Annotated in this window: 12 protein-coding genes; 7 read left to right on the top strand and 5 right to left on the bottom strand. The window is 70.1% G+C overall.

Going from position 1 to position 13878, the window contains the following annotated elements:
• Positions 1 to 12 precede the first annotated feature (12 nt).
• Positions 13 to 2424, bottom strand: coding sequence for a proprotein convertase P-domain-containing protein (locus OG580_RS18630; RefSeq protein WP_267044805.1), 2412 nt, complete (start codon positions 2422 to 2424; stop codon positions 13 to 15).
• Between the two features lie 552 nt (positions 2425 to 2976).
• Here OG580_RS18630 and OG580_RS18625 point away from each other — a divergent pair.
• Entirely contained in the window at positions 2977 to 3141 is a 165-nt protein-coding gene (locus OG580_RS18625) for a hypothetical protein (protein WP_267044804.1), read from the top strand.
• Positions 3142 to 3157: 16 nt separating this feature from the next.
• Here the strand turns inward: OG580_RS18625 and OG580_RS18620 are convergent, their stop codons facing one another.
• On the bottom strand, positions 3158 to 5074 hold the full coding sequence (locus OG580_RS18620; RefSeq protein WP_267048053.1) for a zinc ribbon domain-containing protein: 1917 nt from the start codon (positions 5072 to 5074) through the stop codon (positions 3158 to 3160).
• Positions 5075 to 5295: 221 nt separating this feature from the next.
• Between OG580_RS18620 and OG580_RS18615 the strand changes: the two genes are divergently transcribed.
• From OG580_RS18615 to OG580_RS36155, 4 genes are all read left to right on the top strand, one after another.
• The gene (locus tag OG580_RS18615) at positions 5296 to 5589 is read left to right on the top strand and encodes a Dabb family protein (protein WP_267044803.1); all 294 of its coding nucleotides are present in this window, start codon (positions 5296 to 5298) and stop codon (positions 5587 to 5589) included.
• A 211-nt stretch (positions 5590 to 5800) separates the two neighbouring features.
• Complete coding sequence (locus tag OG580_RS18610; RefSeq protein ID WP_267044802.1) at positions 5801 to 6646, top strand: RNA polymerase sigma factor SigF; 846 nt, start codon at positions 5801 to 5803, stop codon at positions 6644 to 6646.
• Between the two features lie 235 nt (positions 6647 to 6881).
• The gene (locus tag OG580_RS18605) at positions 6882 to 7790 is read left to right on the top strand and encodes an RNA polymerase sigma factor SigF (RefSeq protein WP_267044801.1); all 909 of its coding nucleotides are present in this window, start codon (positions 6882 to 6884) and stop codon (positions 7788 to 7790) included.
• 471 nt (positions 7791 to 8261) lie between these two features.
• Positions 8262 to 8759: a hypothetical protein gene (locus tag OG580_RS36155; RefSeq protein WP_323182576.1), complete on the top strand. Its 498-nt coding sequence runs from the start codon at positions 8262 to 8264 to the stop codon at positions 8757 to 8759.
• Between the two features lie 69 nt (positions 8760 to 8828).
• On the opposite strand, the gene OG580_RS18595 is transcribed toward OG580_RS36155, so the two are convergent.
• Positions 8829 to 9056, bottom strand: a complete 228-nt coding sequence (locus OG580_RS18595; protein WP_267044800.1) for a hypothetical protein — start codon at positions 9054 to 9056, stop codon at positions 8829 to 8831.
• Positions 9057 to 9259: 203 nt separating this feature from the next.
• Here OG580_RS18595 and OG580_RS18590 point away from each other — a divergent pair, with 203 nt between their 5' ends.
• A complete protein-coding gene (locus OG580_RS18590; RefSeq protein ID WP_267048051.1) occupies positions 9260 to 9712 on the top strand; it encodes a MarR family winged helix-turn-helix transcriptional regulator in 453 nt (150 codons plus the stop codon).
• Positions 9713 to 9727: 15 nt separating this feature from the next.
• Complete coding sequence (locus OG580_RS18585; protein WP_267044799.1) at positions 9728 to 11338, top strand: MDR family MFS transporter; 1611 nt, start codon at positions 9728 to 9730, stop codon at positions 11336 to 11338.
• A 118-nt stretch (positions 11339 to 11456) separates the two neighbouring features.
• Here the strand turns inward: OG580_RS18585 and OG580_RS18580 are convergent, their stop codons facing one another.
• Positions 11457 to 12245: a TetR/AcrR family transcriptional regulator C-terminal domain-containing protein gene (locus tag OG580_RS18580; RefSeq protein ID WP_267044798.1), complete on the bottom strand. Its 789-nt coding sequence runs from the start codon at positions 12243 to 12245 to the stop codon at positions 11457 to 11459.
• 35 nt (positions 12246 to 12280) lie between these two features.
• Complete coding sequence (locus OG580_RS18575) at positions 12281 to 13858, bottom strand: MFS transporter (protein WP_267044797.1); 1578 nt, start codon at positions 13856 to 13858, stop codon at positions 12281 to 12283.
• Positions 13859 to 13878 lie beyond the last annotated feature (20 nt).

Below are 13878 nucleotides of genomic sequence, written 5' to 3'. Positions count from 1 at the left end.
GGGAACGGTCCGTCAGAACCTCAGGACGAAGGTGTGGATGGTGCCCGTGTTGCCGGACATGACGTCGTCGACGCGGAGTTTCCATGTGCCGTTGGCCGGATGGGCGCTGGTGTCGACGAGGTACGTCTTCTTGATCACGCCCGGCCCCTGGGGCGAACCGGAGCCCTTGAGCGGCAGCAGCGTGCCGTTCGGGGTGACCAGGTCGATCTTGAGGTTGGCGAGGTTGGCGTGCTCGATGTGGGCGTAGACCTGCGTGCGGGCCGAGCCGTTGCCGGTCAGGGCGGCGGTCCTGGTCCAGATCTCCTCGTAGTTGACGTCGGGGATCTGCTTGACCGTCTGGTTCTCGTAGGACGGGAACGTGAGCGACCAGCCGTTGAGCTGTCCGGTGGAGCCGCCGGTCGCATCGGTGACCTTCAGGGTCCAGGTGCCGGAGGCCGTCGCGGCGGTGGCGTCGATGCCGTACGTGGTCTTCAGCGTGCCGCCGGCCTCGGAGCCGTAGGGCTTGAGGGTGAAGGTCCTGCTGTCGGGGCTGGTCAGGGTCAGGGACAGGTCGCCGATCTTGCCGTGGGTGAGGTCGGCGTACACCTGCAAGGGGCCGGAGGCGTTGCCGGTGATGCCCGAGACGGCGATGTCCGAGGTGACGGAGCCCGTGTCGGGGATCGTCTTGACCGTGCTGCTCTTGAACGGGGTGGGGAACGTCAGCGACCAGGTGTTGAGGCTTCCGGTGGAGCCGTCGTCGATGTCGGTGGCACGCACACGCCACTCACCGTCGGAGGGCTGCCCGGTGGCGTCGACGGTGAAGGTGCCGGAGTAGGTGGTGCCGCCGGTGTTCAGGTTCGCGCTCTTGAGCAGGTACGTCTTGCCCGTCGGGGAGACGAGTTCGAGGCGGACGTCGCCGATCCAGGCGTGGGCGTAGGCGACCTTGACGAAGAGGTCGCTCGGTGCGCCCTCCGGGTGTCCGGTGACCACGATCGGGGAGTGGGCGGGGGTGCCGGGGACGTTCGTGCCCGGGCTGTCGGGGATGGCCACCGGCACGTCGTTGTCGAAGCGGTGGGCCAGGGGCTTGCCGGCCGGCGGGTCCTCCGGCTTGGGTGTGCCGGTGCCGCCGCCCACGGCGGCGTTGACGTCGATACGGGGCGTGGTGGCGCCGGTGTAGGCGATGGGCGCGCCGGTGGTCTTCAGGAGCGCTTCGAGCTCGGCGATCGTCTTGGTGGGGAAGGTCTGTCGGAGGACGGCGAAGGCGCCGGCGACGTGCGGGGCGGCCATGGAGGTGCCGTTCTTGCCCACGTACGTGCCACCGGGCACCGAGGAGACGATGCCGGTGCCGGGGGCGAGGAGGTCGAGCAGCGGACCCCGGTTGGAGAAGCTGGACAGCTGGTCGTCGTCGGTGGTGGAGCCGACGGCGATGGCGGAGGGGACGCAGCCGGGAGCGGAGACCGCTCCGGTGTTGCCGTCGTTTCCGGCCGCGGCGACGGTGGCGACACCCGCGGCGAGCAGACTGTCGATGACCGGCAGGCGGGGGTCGCCGGTGCAGGCGGTGGCGACGGGTCTGCCGCCGAGGCTCATGTTGGCGGCGACGACGTCGACACCCGCCTGCTTCAGGGACTGGACCTTCTCCAGGGCCTTGATCTGCGAGCTCGTGAAGCTGAGGACGCAGGGGGATCTTCCGGCGCCGCAGTACGCCTCGGAGTCGATGTACGAGAACACCTGGAGGGCGATGATGTCGGCGCCCGGCGCGACGCCACGGGCGGGCGCTCCGGTGATGCCGGTGCCGTCGCCGGCGGCTATGCCCGCGACGTGGGTGCCGTGGGAGCAGGCGGAGCCCAGGGTGGCGCACAGGCCCGCGTCCGCGTCGGCGCTGCCGGTGCCCTCCTGGAAGCCGGTGCCGTTGGGGCAGAGGCTCGTGGCGCCGTACGCCTCGTCGTTGACCGAGAAGCAGGCCTCGGTGGTGACGCGGCCTCCGAAGAAGGGGTGGTGGGTGGCGACGCCGGTGTCGAGGATCGCGATGGCGGTCCCGGCTCCGGTCTTCCCGGCGGCGGCCGTCCTGTCGCTGCCGATCTTGACGGTCGACTCGTTCAGAGAGGGCGGGACGGGGACGTCCTCGGCGACGCTGACGACGCCGGGTTGGGCGTTGAGCTCCTGGAGGCCCGCGGTGTCGACCTTGAGCGTGACCATCGGCAGGGTGTCGTACGAGACGACGGTCGAACCCGCGTCGGAGGCGGCGGCCAGGTCGGTGCGCAGGTCCGTGACGACGTTGACGCGGACGGTGCCGGCGGTGGCCGCCTGATCGAAGAGGGCCGAGGGAACCGGGCCGTCGGCGGTGGGGGTGAGGTCGTCGGACAGGGGGGCGGCGCTGTGCGCGGGTATCGCGCTGAACAGCAGGGCAGCCGACACGGCCGCGGCCAGAACCCATGCGGGTCTCATCAGGGTGCTCCATCGAGTCGAGTGGCCCTCGCGGGTCAGGAGCGAACTGACGGCATGTCGGCGAAAGTCGTCTGCCCCGCGCCTGGGCGGTCTTCGAAACGGACGGCCGCAGCGTAGAACCGGGCGGTTCCGCGACGGACCTCGCGCGATCCGACTCAGGGGTGCCCGGCACGAGGTCAGGGGTGCGGAGCAAGGGGTGCGGAGCAAGGGGCACGCAGAAGGCCCCGGTCCGCGCTCGAGGCGTGGACCGGGGCCTTCTCCGTAGGACGGGGGGAACGGCATCGGGGGGACAAGCCGTTCCCCCCGATGAGAACCGGACCTGCAAGTCCTGCGCCGCAGTCAGGGGGGAAGCTCACGGCGCGGACCCCGCAGTGCGGGCCGGTTCCAGAAGCCCTTCGGATTCCTGCCAGATCCTCCGGGCTCGACATCCATACTGCTCGCCCGTCACCCTTCCGGGGGGCGGCGAAAGACCCCGATCGCCGGGTCCTTGGTCCATAAAGCCTCGGTTAGAGTGGCGCGGTCGTACGGCGGGGGACTGGGGAGGGCGGAGCAGTGGTGCAGGCGAAGAAGGTCGCGTTGTACGCGGTCATGGTCTTTGTGGCCTACACGATCATCACCTCCCCTGACCGGGCGGCCGATCTCGTGCAGGTAGGGTTCGAGGGCATTTCCAGCGCCGCCCAGGGTGTCGGCGAGTTCATGACCGAACTCATCAACTAAGACTTGATCCCGTCATTCACCAGAGAGTGAGCTGCGGGCCGCAGCCGGTGCGGGGACCGAGCTTTCCGGCGTGGTCACGCCGGGGGCGTGTCTCATCCGGGGTTGCTCGGTTCCGCTGTCCGGCGGTTCGGGGAGCAGAGGCACCACGTTGCCGTGGTACTGCCACGCGTCCCGCACCCCAAGGGGCGTTCGGGCTCGGTGTGGTTGACTCCCGCAGCGCTTCTTCCAGCGCTTCTGCGTAAGTGATCCGTGCTTGCCGGGACAACGCGGTGTCCAGGTACGCGGTCTTCGGGTCGTCCACGTCGGTGAACCGGACGAAAGCGGCGAGGGCTGCGGATACGAGGTCGCGCTTGCCGGTGAGGCCGCACGCGGTGCACTCGTGCTCACGGTCGCGGAGTTTCTTGTTCACGCGTTCGCCACAGAGGCAGTACTGGGACAGGGCCGTTGACCAGGTGGAGGCCCGGACCAGCCTGCCGCCGGCAGCCTCGCACTCCGCCTTGAGCGTGGAGATCAGCATGCCGGGTGCGGTCTGAGACAAGCGTTTGCCCCAGAGCCGGTACCAGGTCCGGATGTCACAGTCCTCAACCACGTGAACAGGGCCATGGACGGCGATGATCTCGCGGGCCACTCGACGGGCGCGGTGGCGGCGGCGCACGGCGACCGATGCGGTGCACTCGGCCTGCCGGGCACGCTTCTCACGGTAGTTGGCGGACAGGCGATCGCGACGGTACGCCTGCTGCGGGACGCCGTCGGAGCGTGCGGCGCGAATGCCACCGGGAACGGTCACCGTCTTGGGCACGAGGCCGTTCTCGGCTCGGCGCTGGGCACGTGCGGCCTGCTTGTCCGACAACCCGTACTGCTTGGCGTTCGTCGCCCGCCGGGAGCGTTCGAGCGCCCGCGCCCGACCCCGCAGCTGCTTCGTTTCCTTCTCCAGCCGGGCCCGTTCGGCGATGGTCAGTGCGATCTCGGTGGACTTGGGTGCGCCGCCGTCGAGCCGGGCCGGGAAGGAGACGATCGACAGGTTGGAGACGTTGCCATCCACCCCGCCGATCCGGTCGAGCCGCCCGGCGCGGTCACGCATCTCACGGACGGCCGGGGAAGAGTATCCGGGGCCCAACACCATGAGGTGCGCCTCGTATGCCCAGCCACCCGGCGCGGACACCTTCCGGCGCCGCACGAGATCCACCTTGTGCCAGCGGACCGGTTGGCCGAGGAAGTGCTGTACGCGTACCCACTGGCCCGGTCCTTGAGGGATACGGACCGGGAGCACGAGGTCGCCCCGCTTGCCGTCCGACCCTCCGGCGAACACCACGGCGAGGGGGCCCTTGTGGTCCCACCAGTTCGCCTTGCGCATGCCCGGCTTCCCGGTGGCCGTCTGCCTCCCCGTGGGCACACGACCCTCGGGGATGGCGGGCTTCGGCATCCGGCGGGGCTGCATCAGCACGTGCTGCCCATCGCCGGCGTAGGCCGCGAAGTGGCCGTCGAGCGTGCCGACCAGGCGGAAGGTCTCCCATGTGTTCTCGCTCATGTGCGACCGAGCCCGGCCGGGGATGCGGGTGAGGTCGTGCCGACGGCCGGGCTTCGGCCGTCCGGAACGCCGACCGGTCGCATCAGGGAACAGGTGACGCTGCACGCCGATCCACACCTCATCGGCCATGTGCATCGCGAGGGCCTTGGTGGCGTGATGCTTCACGTGCCCGGCGCCGTCCAGGTGCCTGTAGGCGCCGCGCTCCAGGGCCTCACGAGACAGGCCGAGGCGCTGCCGCACGGCCTTCGCACCCCGTCCCGCACGCTCGTGCCTGGCATCCCAGTAGGCGTCCACCCTGGCACGGGCATCCCGCTGAACGGCCCGCTTGACCGACCACATCGCCCCGAACAGGTTCTTCAGTCGATCAAGGTCGACGGGGTCGGTGACGGCCAGCGGCAACACCATCACGGACACCACCCCACCGTCAGGCTTCGCCCACTTCGGGGATTTGTCCCTCCCCCGGAATCTCCGCGCCTCCGCCACCCGCATCATCACCTCCCCTCGCTCATTGATACTCACTCACCACGCCATACCATGAGCCTAATTATGACAATCACGTCAAAATAGGTCGCCGCGAGATCGACTACGCTGGATAACGGAACGTCTCTTTCACTTAGGAGAACTCAGTGATCCGCCATCTGGTCCTCTTCAAGCTCAACGAGGGTGTCGAGCGCGACGAGCCGCGCGTCGTCGCCGGCGTCGAGGCGTTCCGCGCGCTCGGCGGGCAGATCCCGGAGCTGAGGTTCTGGGAGTGCGACTGGAACATCACCGACCGGCCGATCGCGTACGACTTCGCCATCAACTCGGCCGTCGAGGACACGGACGCCCTCCAGCGCTACCTGGAGCACCCCGCACACCAGGCGGGCGTCGCCCAATGGCGCGAGTTCGCCACCTGGGTGATCGCCGACTACGCGTTCTGATCGGACCGCCTTCGAGGCCCCCCGCCGTCACGGCGGGGGGCCTCGTGGGTTTCTGGCCTCCCCTTTTTCCGCCAACATGCCCTCAACACGTGGCTATACGGTGCTTGCACACAGTGGACATGTCTTGTGATGCTATGACCGCTTTTGACGGATGAGTTGACCGTAGTTGACCCAGTCGACCAGCAAGACCAGCCAAAGGGGTGGCGTGAACGTGCCGGCCAGTACAGCGCCTCAGGTCCCGCCCCAGCACGAGGCAGGCGGGACGGAGACCCCGCGCCCCCGCCCCCAGAGCACGCGCGGTGCCGACACCCGGGCCCTCACGCAGGTGCTCTTCGGGCAGCTCAAGCACCTGGAACCGGGCACTCCCGAGCACCACCGGGTGCGCGGGGCCCTCATCGAGGCCAACCTGCCGCTCGTGCGGTACGCGGCGGCCCGGTTCCGCTCGCGCAACGAACCGATGGAGGACGTCGTCCAGGTCGGCACCATCGGCCTGATCAACGCCATCGACCGCTTCGACCCCGACCGGGGCGTGCAGTTCCCGACCTTCGCCATGCCGACGGTCGTCGGCGAGATCAAGCGGTACTTCCGCGACAACGTCCGGACCGTGCACGTGCCGCGCCGGCTGCACGAGCTGTGGGTCCAGGTGAACGGCGCCACCGAGGACCTGACGACGGCTCACGGCCGCTCCCCCACGACCGCGGAGATCGCCGAGCGGCTGCGGATCGGCGAGGACGAGGTGCTCGCCTGCATCGAGGCCGGGCGCTCGTACCACGCGACCTCCCTGGAGGCGGCACAGGAGGGCGACGGGCTGCCCGGACTGCTCGACCGTCTCGGGTACGAGGACCCCGCGCTCGCCGGGGTCGAGCACCGCGACCTCGTCCGGCACCTGCTCGTCCAGCTGCCCGAGCGCGAGCAGCGGATCCTGATGCTGCGCTACTACAACAACTTGACGCAATCTCAGATCAGCCAGGAACTCGGCGTCTCCCAGATGCATGTGTCAAGGCTCCTCGCCCGCAGTTTCGCGCGTTTGAGATCCGCAAACAGAATCGAGGCGTAACCGGAACGGGTAGACCGGTTCGGAGCAGTTCTGCGGCGCCCCAAATGCCGTACACCCCTTGTTTCCTGCGGATATGCACCGTCAGCTTGTCGACAAGTCACTACAGCGTGTTGCCGACATGTGACATTCTGCTGGAACCGAGTTTGCCGCAGCCCCCCCGCCGGTATTCAGGTGGTGGCTGCGTTCCTCAGATGGTCGCGGCCACCGCGACCGTCCGCGACCTCAAGGGGGTGGCATGTCCACAGAACTGGGCAGCTCGAAGGTGCTCACGCTCACGCCCGTTCCCGTGCCCACGCAGACGACGGCTCCGACCGCGGCCGAGAGCGCGGAGGCCACGCCTCCGCCGCCCGTGGTCGTCCCGTCCGGAGCCCTCGACACCCGCACCCTCTCGCGCTCCCTGTTCCTGCGGCTGCGCGCCCTCGACGACGAAGGCGTGGCCGCCGACAGCCCCGAGCGGACCTATGTCCGCGACACCCTCATCGAGCTCAACCTCCCCCTCGTGCGGTACGCGTCGGCCCGCTTCCGCTCCCGCAACGAGCCGATGGAGGACATCGTCCAGGTCGGCACCATCGGCCTGATCAAGGCGATCGACCGCTTCGACTGCGAACGGGGCGTGGAGTTCCCGACGTTCGCCATGCCGACGGTCGTCGGCGAGATCAAGCGCTTCTTCCGTGACACCTCCTGGTCGGTGCGCGTGCCGCGCCGGCTCCAGGAGCTGCGGCTCGCCCTCACCAAGGCCAGCGACGAGCTCGCCCAGAAGCTCGACCGCTCCCCCACCGTGCCCGAACTCGCCGTGGTGCTCGGGGTGTCGGAGGAGGACGTCGTCGACGGCCTCGCGGTGGGCAACGCGTACACCGCCTCATCGCTCGACTCCCCCTCGCCCGAGGACGACGGCGGCGAGGGCTCGCTCGCCGACCGCCTCGGCTACGAGGACACCGCGCTCGAAGGCGTCGAGTACCGCGAGTCGCTCAAGCCGCTGCTCGCCAAACTCCCGCCCCGGGAGCGGCAGATCATCATGCTGCGCTTCTTCGCCAACATGACCCAGTCGCAGATCGGCGAGGAGGTCGGCATCTCCCAGATGCACGTCTCGCGACTGCTCACCCGCACCCTCGCCCAGCTGCGGGAAGGCCTCATCGCGGACTGACCGGTGGGGCCGACTTCCGGAAAACCCCGCCTTGTTGACGGTCTGTCAGCCAGACTGGGGGCCATGAGGCGAAGGAAGCCGGGACTCGTGGCGGTGGCGCTCTGCCTCGGCGGGGCGCTGACCGCCTGTGGCGGCGGAGGAGACGGCGAGGGGTACGCGGCGGTCGGCGCCGGCCCCGCCCCGAAGGGCGCGGTCGCCCCTTCGGGCGCGGTCACCCTGGTCCCCCTGGACAGCCCCACGGCGAGCGGTACGACCTCCAGCACGTCCTCACCGGCACCGGCGCCGTCCTCTTCGGATACGGCGGGAGGGGGCGCGGCCCCTGAATCCGGGTCCTCCGGCACGGCGGGCGGCTCGGGGACCTCGGGTGCGGGGGCTTCTGGCGCGGGGTCTTCGGGGTCAGAGGCTTCCGGGTCTTCGGGGTCAGGGGCTTCGGGCTCCGGGTCTGCCGGTACGGGGTCGGGTACGGCTCCGGTGGGCTCCGCGTCCGGCAGTACCGGCAGTACCGGCGGTGCCGGTGGCTCCGGCCCCTCCAGTGCCGCTCCCGGCACCGGCGGCGGCACCCCGCCCCGTACGCCCACCACCGCCCCTGGGAGCGGTGACCCCGGCCCGTCGCCCACGACGCCGCCCTCTTCGCCCTCGGCGTCCCCCACGCCCTCCCCCGGGCCCGCCCTGCTGACCGTCTCCGCACCCGTCCTCGCGGACTCCGACCGGCGGTGGTGCGAGCAGGTGACCGTCACCTTCCGGAACACCGGCGGCTCCGCGGCCCGCTCGGGCACGGTCACCTTCGCCACGCACGTCATCGGCGGCCTCGGCGTCGACTGGGCGACGATCACCTCCAGCCGGCCGCTGCCCGCGCCGATCGCCGCCGGGACCGCGCGGACGGAGACGTACAGCGTGTGCGTGGACTCCTGGCGGGTGCCGCTCGGGATGCGGATCGACACCCGGCAGGTCACCGCCACCTGGCAGTGAGAACGCCGGTGGGCCGGGTCCACGTGACGCGGACCCGGCCCACCGGGGGTGTGCGGAGGATACGGGCGGTCAGCCCAGGGCCAGCCAGGCGACGGCCGCCAGGACGGCGATCACCGCGACGACGCCGACGATCAGGCCGACGCGCGGCCCGGCCACGGGGGCCGGGGCCTGCGGCTGCTGCCGCTGCGGGGTGCCCTCGTCGACGAAGGCGCGGAACATCTGCGTGCTTCCGGCGGGGTCGTAGGAGCCCTCGGGGCCCTGGCCCTGGCCGTACGGTGCTTGGGGGTTGTGTGCCATGGGCCAGGACCCTAGCGAAGTCCGGGTGAGGGGCCCAAGCCCCGTGGTCCCCGACCGCCCTTTGCCGATTCTTTAGCGCCGTTTGACCGATTTAGTTTGCCTGAAGCAACCATCCATCTCTATGGTTGCCCTAAGCAACAACATCTGTGGAGTGCCCGATGGATCCGAAGGACCGGATGGACCCGGAGAACCAGAAGGACCGGATGGACCAGTCGGACAGGGGCAGGCGCTACGAGAACCTCGCCCGCCAGGTGAGCGCGATCGGAGCGGTGAAACGCGGACTCACGCGGACCCTGCCCGCCGAGTGCCCCGGCGGATCCGCGATCGTCCTCGCCCTGCTCCACCACCACGGAGACATGCGGATCGGCCGCGTGTCCGAACTGATGGCCGTCGACATGTCGGTCAGCAGCCGTCATGTCGCCCACACCGTGGACCGCGGCTGGGTCGAGCGACTGCCCGACCCCGCCGACAAGCGCTCCCGCATCCTGCACCTGACCCCCGCGGGCGAGTCCATGCTCGCCGTCCTCGACCGACGGCTGACGGACATGCTCGCCCGCACCCTCGCCGAGTGGTCCGACGACGACGTCGAACTCCTCACCGACCTGCTCGCCCGCCTCCGCGACTCCTTCGGGGACTGCCGGGCCCACCACGCTTGAGAACGAAGGAAGTTGATGGCTACCACCACACCTGCCACCGGTGTGCGCGGCGGGAGCGCCCGACAGGGGGACACCGCCGCCGGCGGCACCGGCGACGGCGCCCCGATGACCCACCGGCAGATCATGGAGGCACTGTCCGGGCTGCTGCTCGGCATGTTCGTCGCCATCCTGTCCTCGACGATCGTCTCCAACGCCCTCCCCCAGATCATCACCGACCTGGGCGGCGGCCAGTCCGCGTACACCTGGGTGGTCACGGCCGCGCTCCTGGCGATGACGGCGACCACCCCGCTCTGGGGCAAGCTCGCCGACCTCTTCTCCAAGAAGCTGCTCGTCCAGATAGCCCTGGTCGTCTACGTCGCGGGCTCGGTCGTCGCCGGGCTCTCGCAGAGCACCGGCATGCTCATCGCCTGCCGCGTCGTCCAGGGCATCGGCGTCGGTGGTCTGACCGCGCTCTCCCAGATCATCCTGGCCGCGATGATCGCCCCGCGTGAGCGCGGCCGGTACAGCGGCTACCTCGGCGCGACCTTCGCCGTCGCCACCGTCGGCGGCCCGCTGCTCGGCGGTGTCATCACGGACACCGAGTGGCTCGGCTGGCGCTGGTGCTTCTACGTCGGCGTGCCGTTCGCGATCATCGCGCTGGTCGTCCTGCAGAAGACCCTGAACCTCCCGGTCGTGAAGCGTCAGGTCAAGGTCGACTGGGCGGGCGCCTTCTTCATCAGCGCCGCCGTCTCCCTGCTCCTCGTCTGGGTCACCTTCGCGGGCGACAAGTACGACTGGATGTCCTGGCAGACCGCCGCCATGGTGCTCGGTTCGATCGCGCTCGGCGGGATCTTCGTGCTCGTCGAGTCGAAGGCGAGCGAGCCGATCATCCCGCTCCGCCTCTTCCGCAACCGCACGATCACCCTGGCCTCGCTCGCCTCGCTCTTCGTGGGCGTCGCGATGTTCGCCGGCACGGTCTTCTTCAGCCAGTACTTCCAGCTGGCGCGGAACGAGTCGCCGACGATGTCCGGCGTCCTCACCATCCCGATGATCGCGGGCCTGTTCGTCTCCTCCACCGCCTCCGGCCTGATCATCACGAAGACCGGCAAGTGGAAGGCGTGGCTGGTCGCCGGTGGCGCCCTGGCCGCCGGCGGGCTCGGGATGCTCGGCACGATCCGCTACGACACGACGTACTGGCACATCGCGATCTTCATGGCGGTCCTCGGCCTCGGCCTCGGCATGATGATGCAGAACCTCGTGCTCTGCACCCAGAACCAGGTGGCCCCCGCCGACCTCGGCGCCGCCTCCTCCGTCGTCACCTTCTTCCGCTCCCTCGGCGGTGCGATCGGCGTCTCGGCGCTGGGCGCGGTCATGGCCCACCGGGTCACGGACTACGTCAAGGAGGGCCTGGCCGAGCTCGGTCCGAAGGCCGCGGGCGCCATGGCCCAGGGCGGCTCCGGTGGTGGGATCCCGGACATGGACAAGCTGCCGGTCCCGATCCGTACGGTCATGGAGAGTGCGTACGGACACGGCGTCGGTGACGTCTTCCTCTACTCGGCACCGTTCGCGCTGCTCGCCTTCGTGGTGACCCTGTTCATCAAGGAAGTCGCCCTCAAGAGCAGCACGGCGACGGCTGACGACGAGTAACAAGAACTCCCGGCCGTGCTTCGAGCGGAAGCGCGGCCGGGTCGGAACGGCCGTGCTTCGAGCGGAGGCGCGGCCGGGTCGGAACGGAGCGGCGGGCAGGGGACGGCCCGCCGCTCCGTCATGTCGTCCCCGGGTCCTCGTCCGTACGGCTCCGCTCGACCATGACCTCGATGCCCGCGATCAGCACGTCCAGGGCGTAGGCGAAGTCGCGGTCCCAGATGGCGCTGACGCTGCCGTGCGAGGCGCGCTCGTCGAGGAGCTCCGCCATCGGTTCCAGGACCTCGACGAACTGCGGATCGTCGCGGAAGGCCTTGACCGACTCCCCGTAGAAGTCGTCCTGCGACATACCGGCCTCGGCCGCCCGGCGCCCGAACTGGGACTCGATCGTCCCGTACCCGTACACGAACTGGAAGACCGCCGACATGGCGCTCGGCCGGCGGGTCATCGGCAGCCCGGTGTCCCCGATCGCCTCCTGGATCTTGGAGCCGACGGCGATCGCGTGGGGGCCGATGTTCAGGTACTGGCCCGCGCACGGCGACATCCACGGGTGGTTCACCAGCATCCGGCGGTAGTCCAGGGCGAGCACCCGGATCCGGTTCCGCCAGTCCCCTGCGGCGTCGACCGCGGCGAGGTCGATCTCCCCGTAGACCGTGTCCACGGCGAACTCGATGATGTCGTCCTTGGTGTCCACGTACCAGTAGAGCGACATCGCCGTGACGCCGAGCTCGGTCGCGAGCCTGCGCATCGAGAGCTTGGCCAGGCCCTCCTCGTCGAGCATGCGGACCGAGGCCGCGACGATCCGGTCCCGGTCAAGACCGGCCGGGCCGCCGCCGCTGCGGGCGGCCCGGTTCTCCAGCCAGACGCTGGAACGCGTCGGGTTCTTGGCCCGTTCGGCTGCCTTGACCATCGCGTTCCTCCGTCTGTCAGCGGTCCGTCACCATGCTAAGCAGCCGGCCCGGTCCGTACCGCCTCCCTCGCCTCCGCCGCCCGCGCGGTCCTGGCCTCCGTCCGCGCGGTCCTGGCCTCCGTCCGCTCGGCCCGCCTGAGGAGGGCCGCCGCGAGCAGACCGCCGGCGAAGACGGCGATCGCGCCGACGAGCTGGCTGGTCTGGAGGCCGGAGGCGAAGGCGTCGGAGATCTCCTGGCGCTCGGCGTCACTGCCCGCGGCGGCCAGGGCGGCCGGGAGCGAGGTCGCGGTGACGGCGACGAGGGCGGCGAAGCGGGCGTTGAGTACGGCTCCGAGGACGGCGACGCCGAGGCCGTTGCCGAACTCGGCGAGGGTGCCGTTGATACCGGCGCCCACACCCGCCTTCTCCGGCGGGATCGAGCTCATGATCGCGTTGGCCATGGCCGGGGACGAGACGGCTATGCCGCCGCCCATCATGACCAGGCCGAGCAGCATGCCCCAGTAGCTGCCGTCCGTACCGCCGCCGAGCAGGGAGATCGAGGTGAGGCCGCCGGCCACCAGGCTCATGCCGAGGACGACGGTGGGCGGGGTGCCGAGCTTCATGACGATCCGCGGCCCGACGCCCGTGAGGTTGAGGGCGACGATCGTCAGCGCGAGCGGCGCCATCCGCAGACCCGCCTCCAGCGGCTCGTACCCGAGGACGAACTGCAGGTGCTGGGTGAGCAGGAAGAGCGAGCCGCCCATGCCGAACACGACGAGGATCGAGCCGCCGATGGCACCGACGAACTTCTGGTTGCGGAAGAAGTGCATGTCGAGCATCGGGTACGGGGTGCGCAGCTCCCACAGCGCGAAGGCGCCGAGGCCGGCGACGCCGATGGCGGCCGGGACCAGCACCTCGGTGGAGAGCCAGCCGTGCTCGGGGCCGGTGATGATCGCGTACACCACGGCGGTCATGCCGATCGTGGAGAGCAGCGCGCCGAGCAGGTCGGGGCGGTCTCCCTGGGGGTTCTTCGACTCGGGGACCAGCTTGAGGACGGCGACGAGGGCGACGACCGCGACCGGGATGTTGACGAGGAAGATCATTCCCCACCAGAAGTGGTTGAGGATCACGCCGCCGATCAGCGGCCCGCCGGCGAAGCCGAGCGAGGCGACCGTGGACCAGAGCGCGATGGCCTTGACCCGCTCGGAGTCGTCGAAGATCTGTATGACGACGGCGAGGGTGGTGGTCATGAGGAGCGCGCCGCCGACGCCCATGCCCGCACGGGCGGCGATCAGCTGCGTGGTGGAGTCGGCGAGTCCGGCGGCGAGCGAGCCGAGGCCGAAGAGCGCGAGGCCGGCGGCGAGGAGCTTCTTGCGGCCGTAGCGGTCGGCGGCGTTGCCCGCGCTGAGCAGCAGGCCGGACTGGACGAGCGAGTACGCGTTGATCATCCACTGGATGTCGGTGGTGGTCGCGTGGAGTTCGGACGTCAGCGAGGGGATGGCGACGCCGAGCACGGTGTTGTCGAGCAGCACGGTGAGCTGGGCGAGGCAGATGACGCCGAGGATCAGCCAGCGATGGGGGTGGCCGCCGGTGGGGGCTCTGGTCTGTTCGGTGGCGGTGGTCGGCGCCGTCATGGGCAGGGCTCCTTGTACGG

Origin of the sequence: Streptomyces sp. NBC_00094 (assembly GCF_026343125.1) — a bacterium.
Taxonomy (GTDB): domain Bacteria; phylum Actinomycetota; class Actinomycetes; order Streptomycetales; family Streptomycetaceae; genus Streptomyces.
The sequence above is the reverse complement of the archived record's forward strand: the minus strand, read 5'-3'. Positions and strand labels throughout refer to the sequence as shown.

Coding starts and splice junctions, on each gene's coding strand:
- OG580_RS18585 (WP_267044799.1), top strand. CDS start 9,728: ATGGCTACCACCACACCTGCCACCGGTGTGCGCGGCGGGAGCGCCCGA.
- OG580_RS18630 (WP_267044805.1), bottom strand. CDS start 2,424: ATGAGACCCGCATGGGTTCTGGCCGCGGCCGTGTCGGCTGCCCTGCTG.
- OG580_RS18575 (WP_267044797.1), bottom strand. CDS start 13,858: ATGACGGCGCCGACCACCGCCACCGAACAGACCAGAGCCCCCACCGGC.
- OG580_RS18595 (WP_267044800.1), bottom strand. CDS start 9,056: ATGGCACACAACCCCCAAGCACCGTACGGCCAGGGCCAGGGCCCCGAG.
- OG580_RS18605 (WP_267044801.1), top strand. CDS start 6,882: ATGTCCACAGAACTGGGCAGCTCGAAGGTGCTCACGCTCACGCCCGTT.
- OG580_RS18620 (WP_267048053.1), bottom strand. CDS start 5,074: ATGGTGTTGCCGCTGGCCGTCACCGACCCCGTCGACCTTGATCGACTG.
- OG580_RS18580 (WP_267044798.1), bottom strand. CDS start 12,245: ATGGTCAAGGCAGCCGAACGGGCCAAGAACCCGACGCGTTCCAGCGTC.
- OG580_RS18590 (WP_267048051.1), top strand. CDS start 9,260: ATGGACCAGTCGGACAGGGGCAGGCGCTACGAGAACCTCGCCCGCCAG.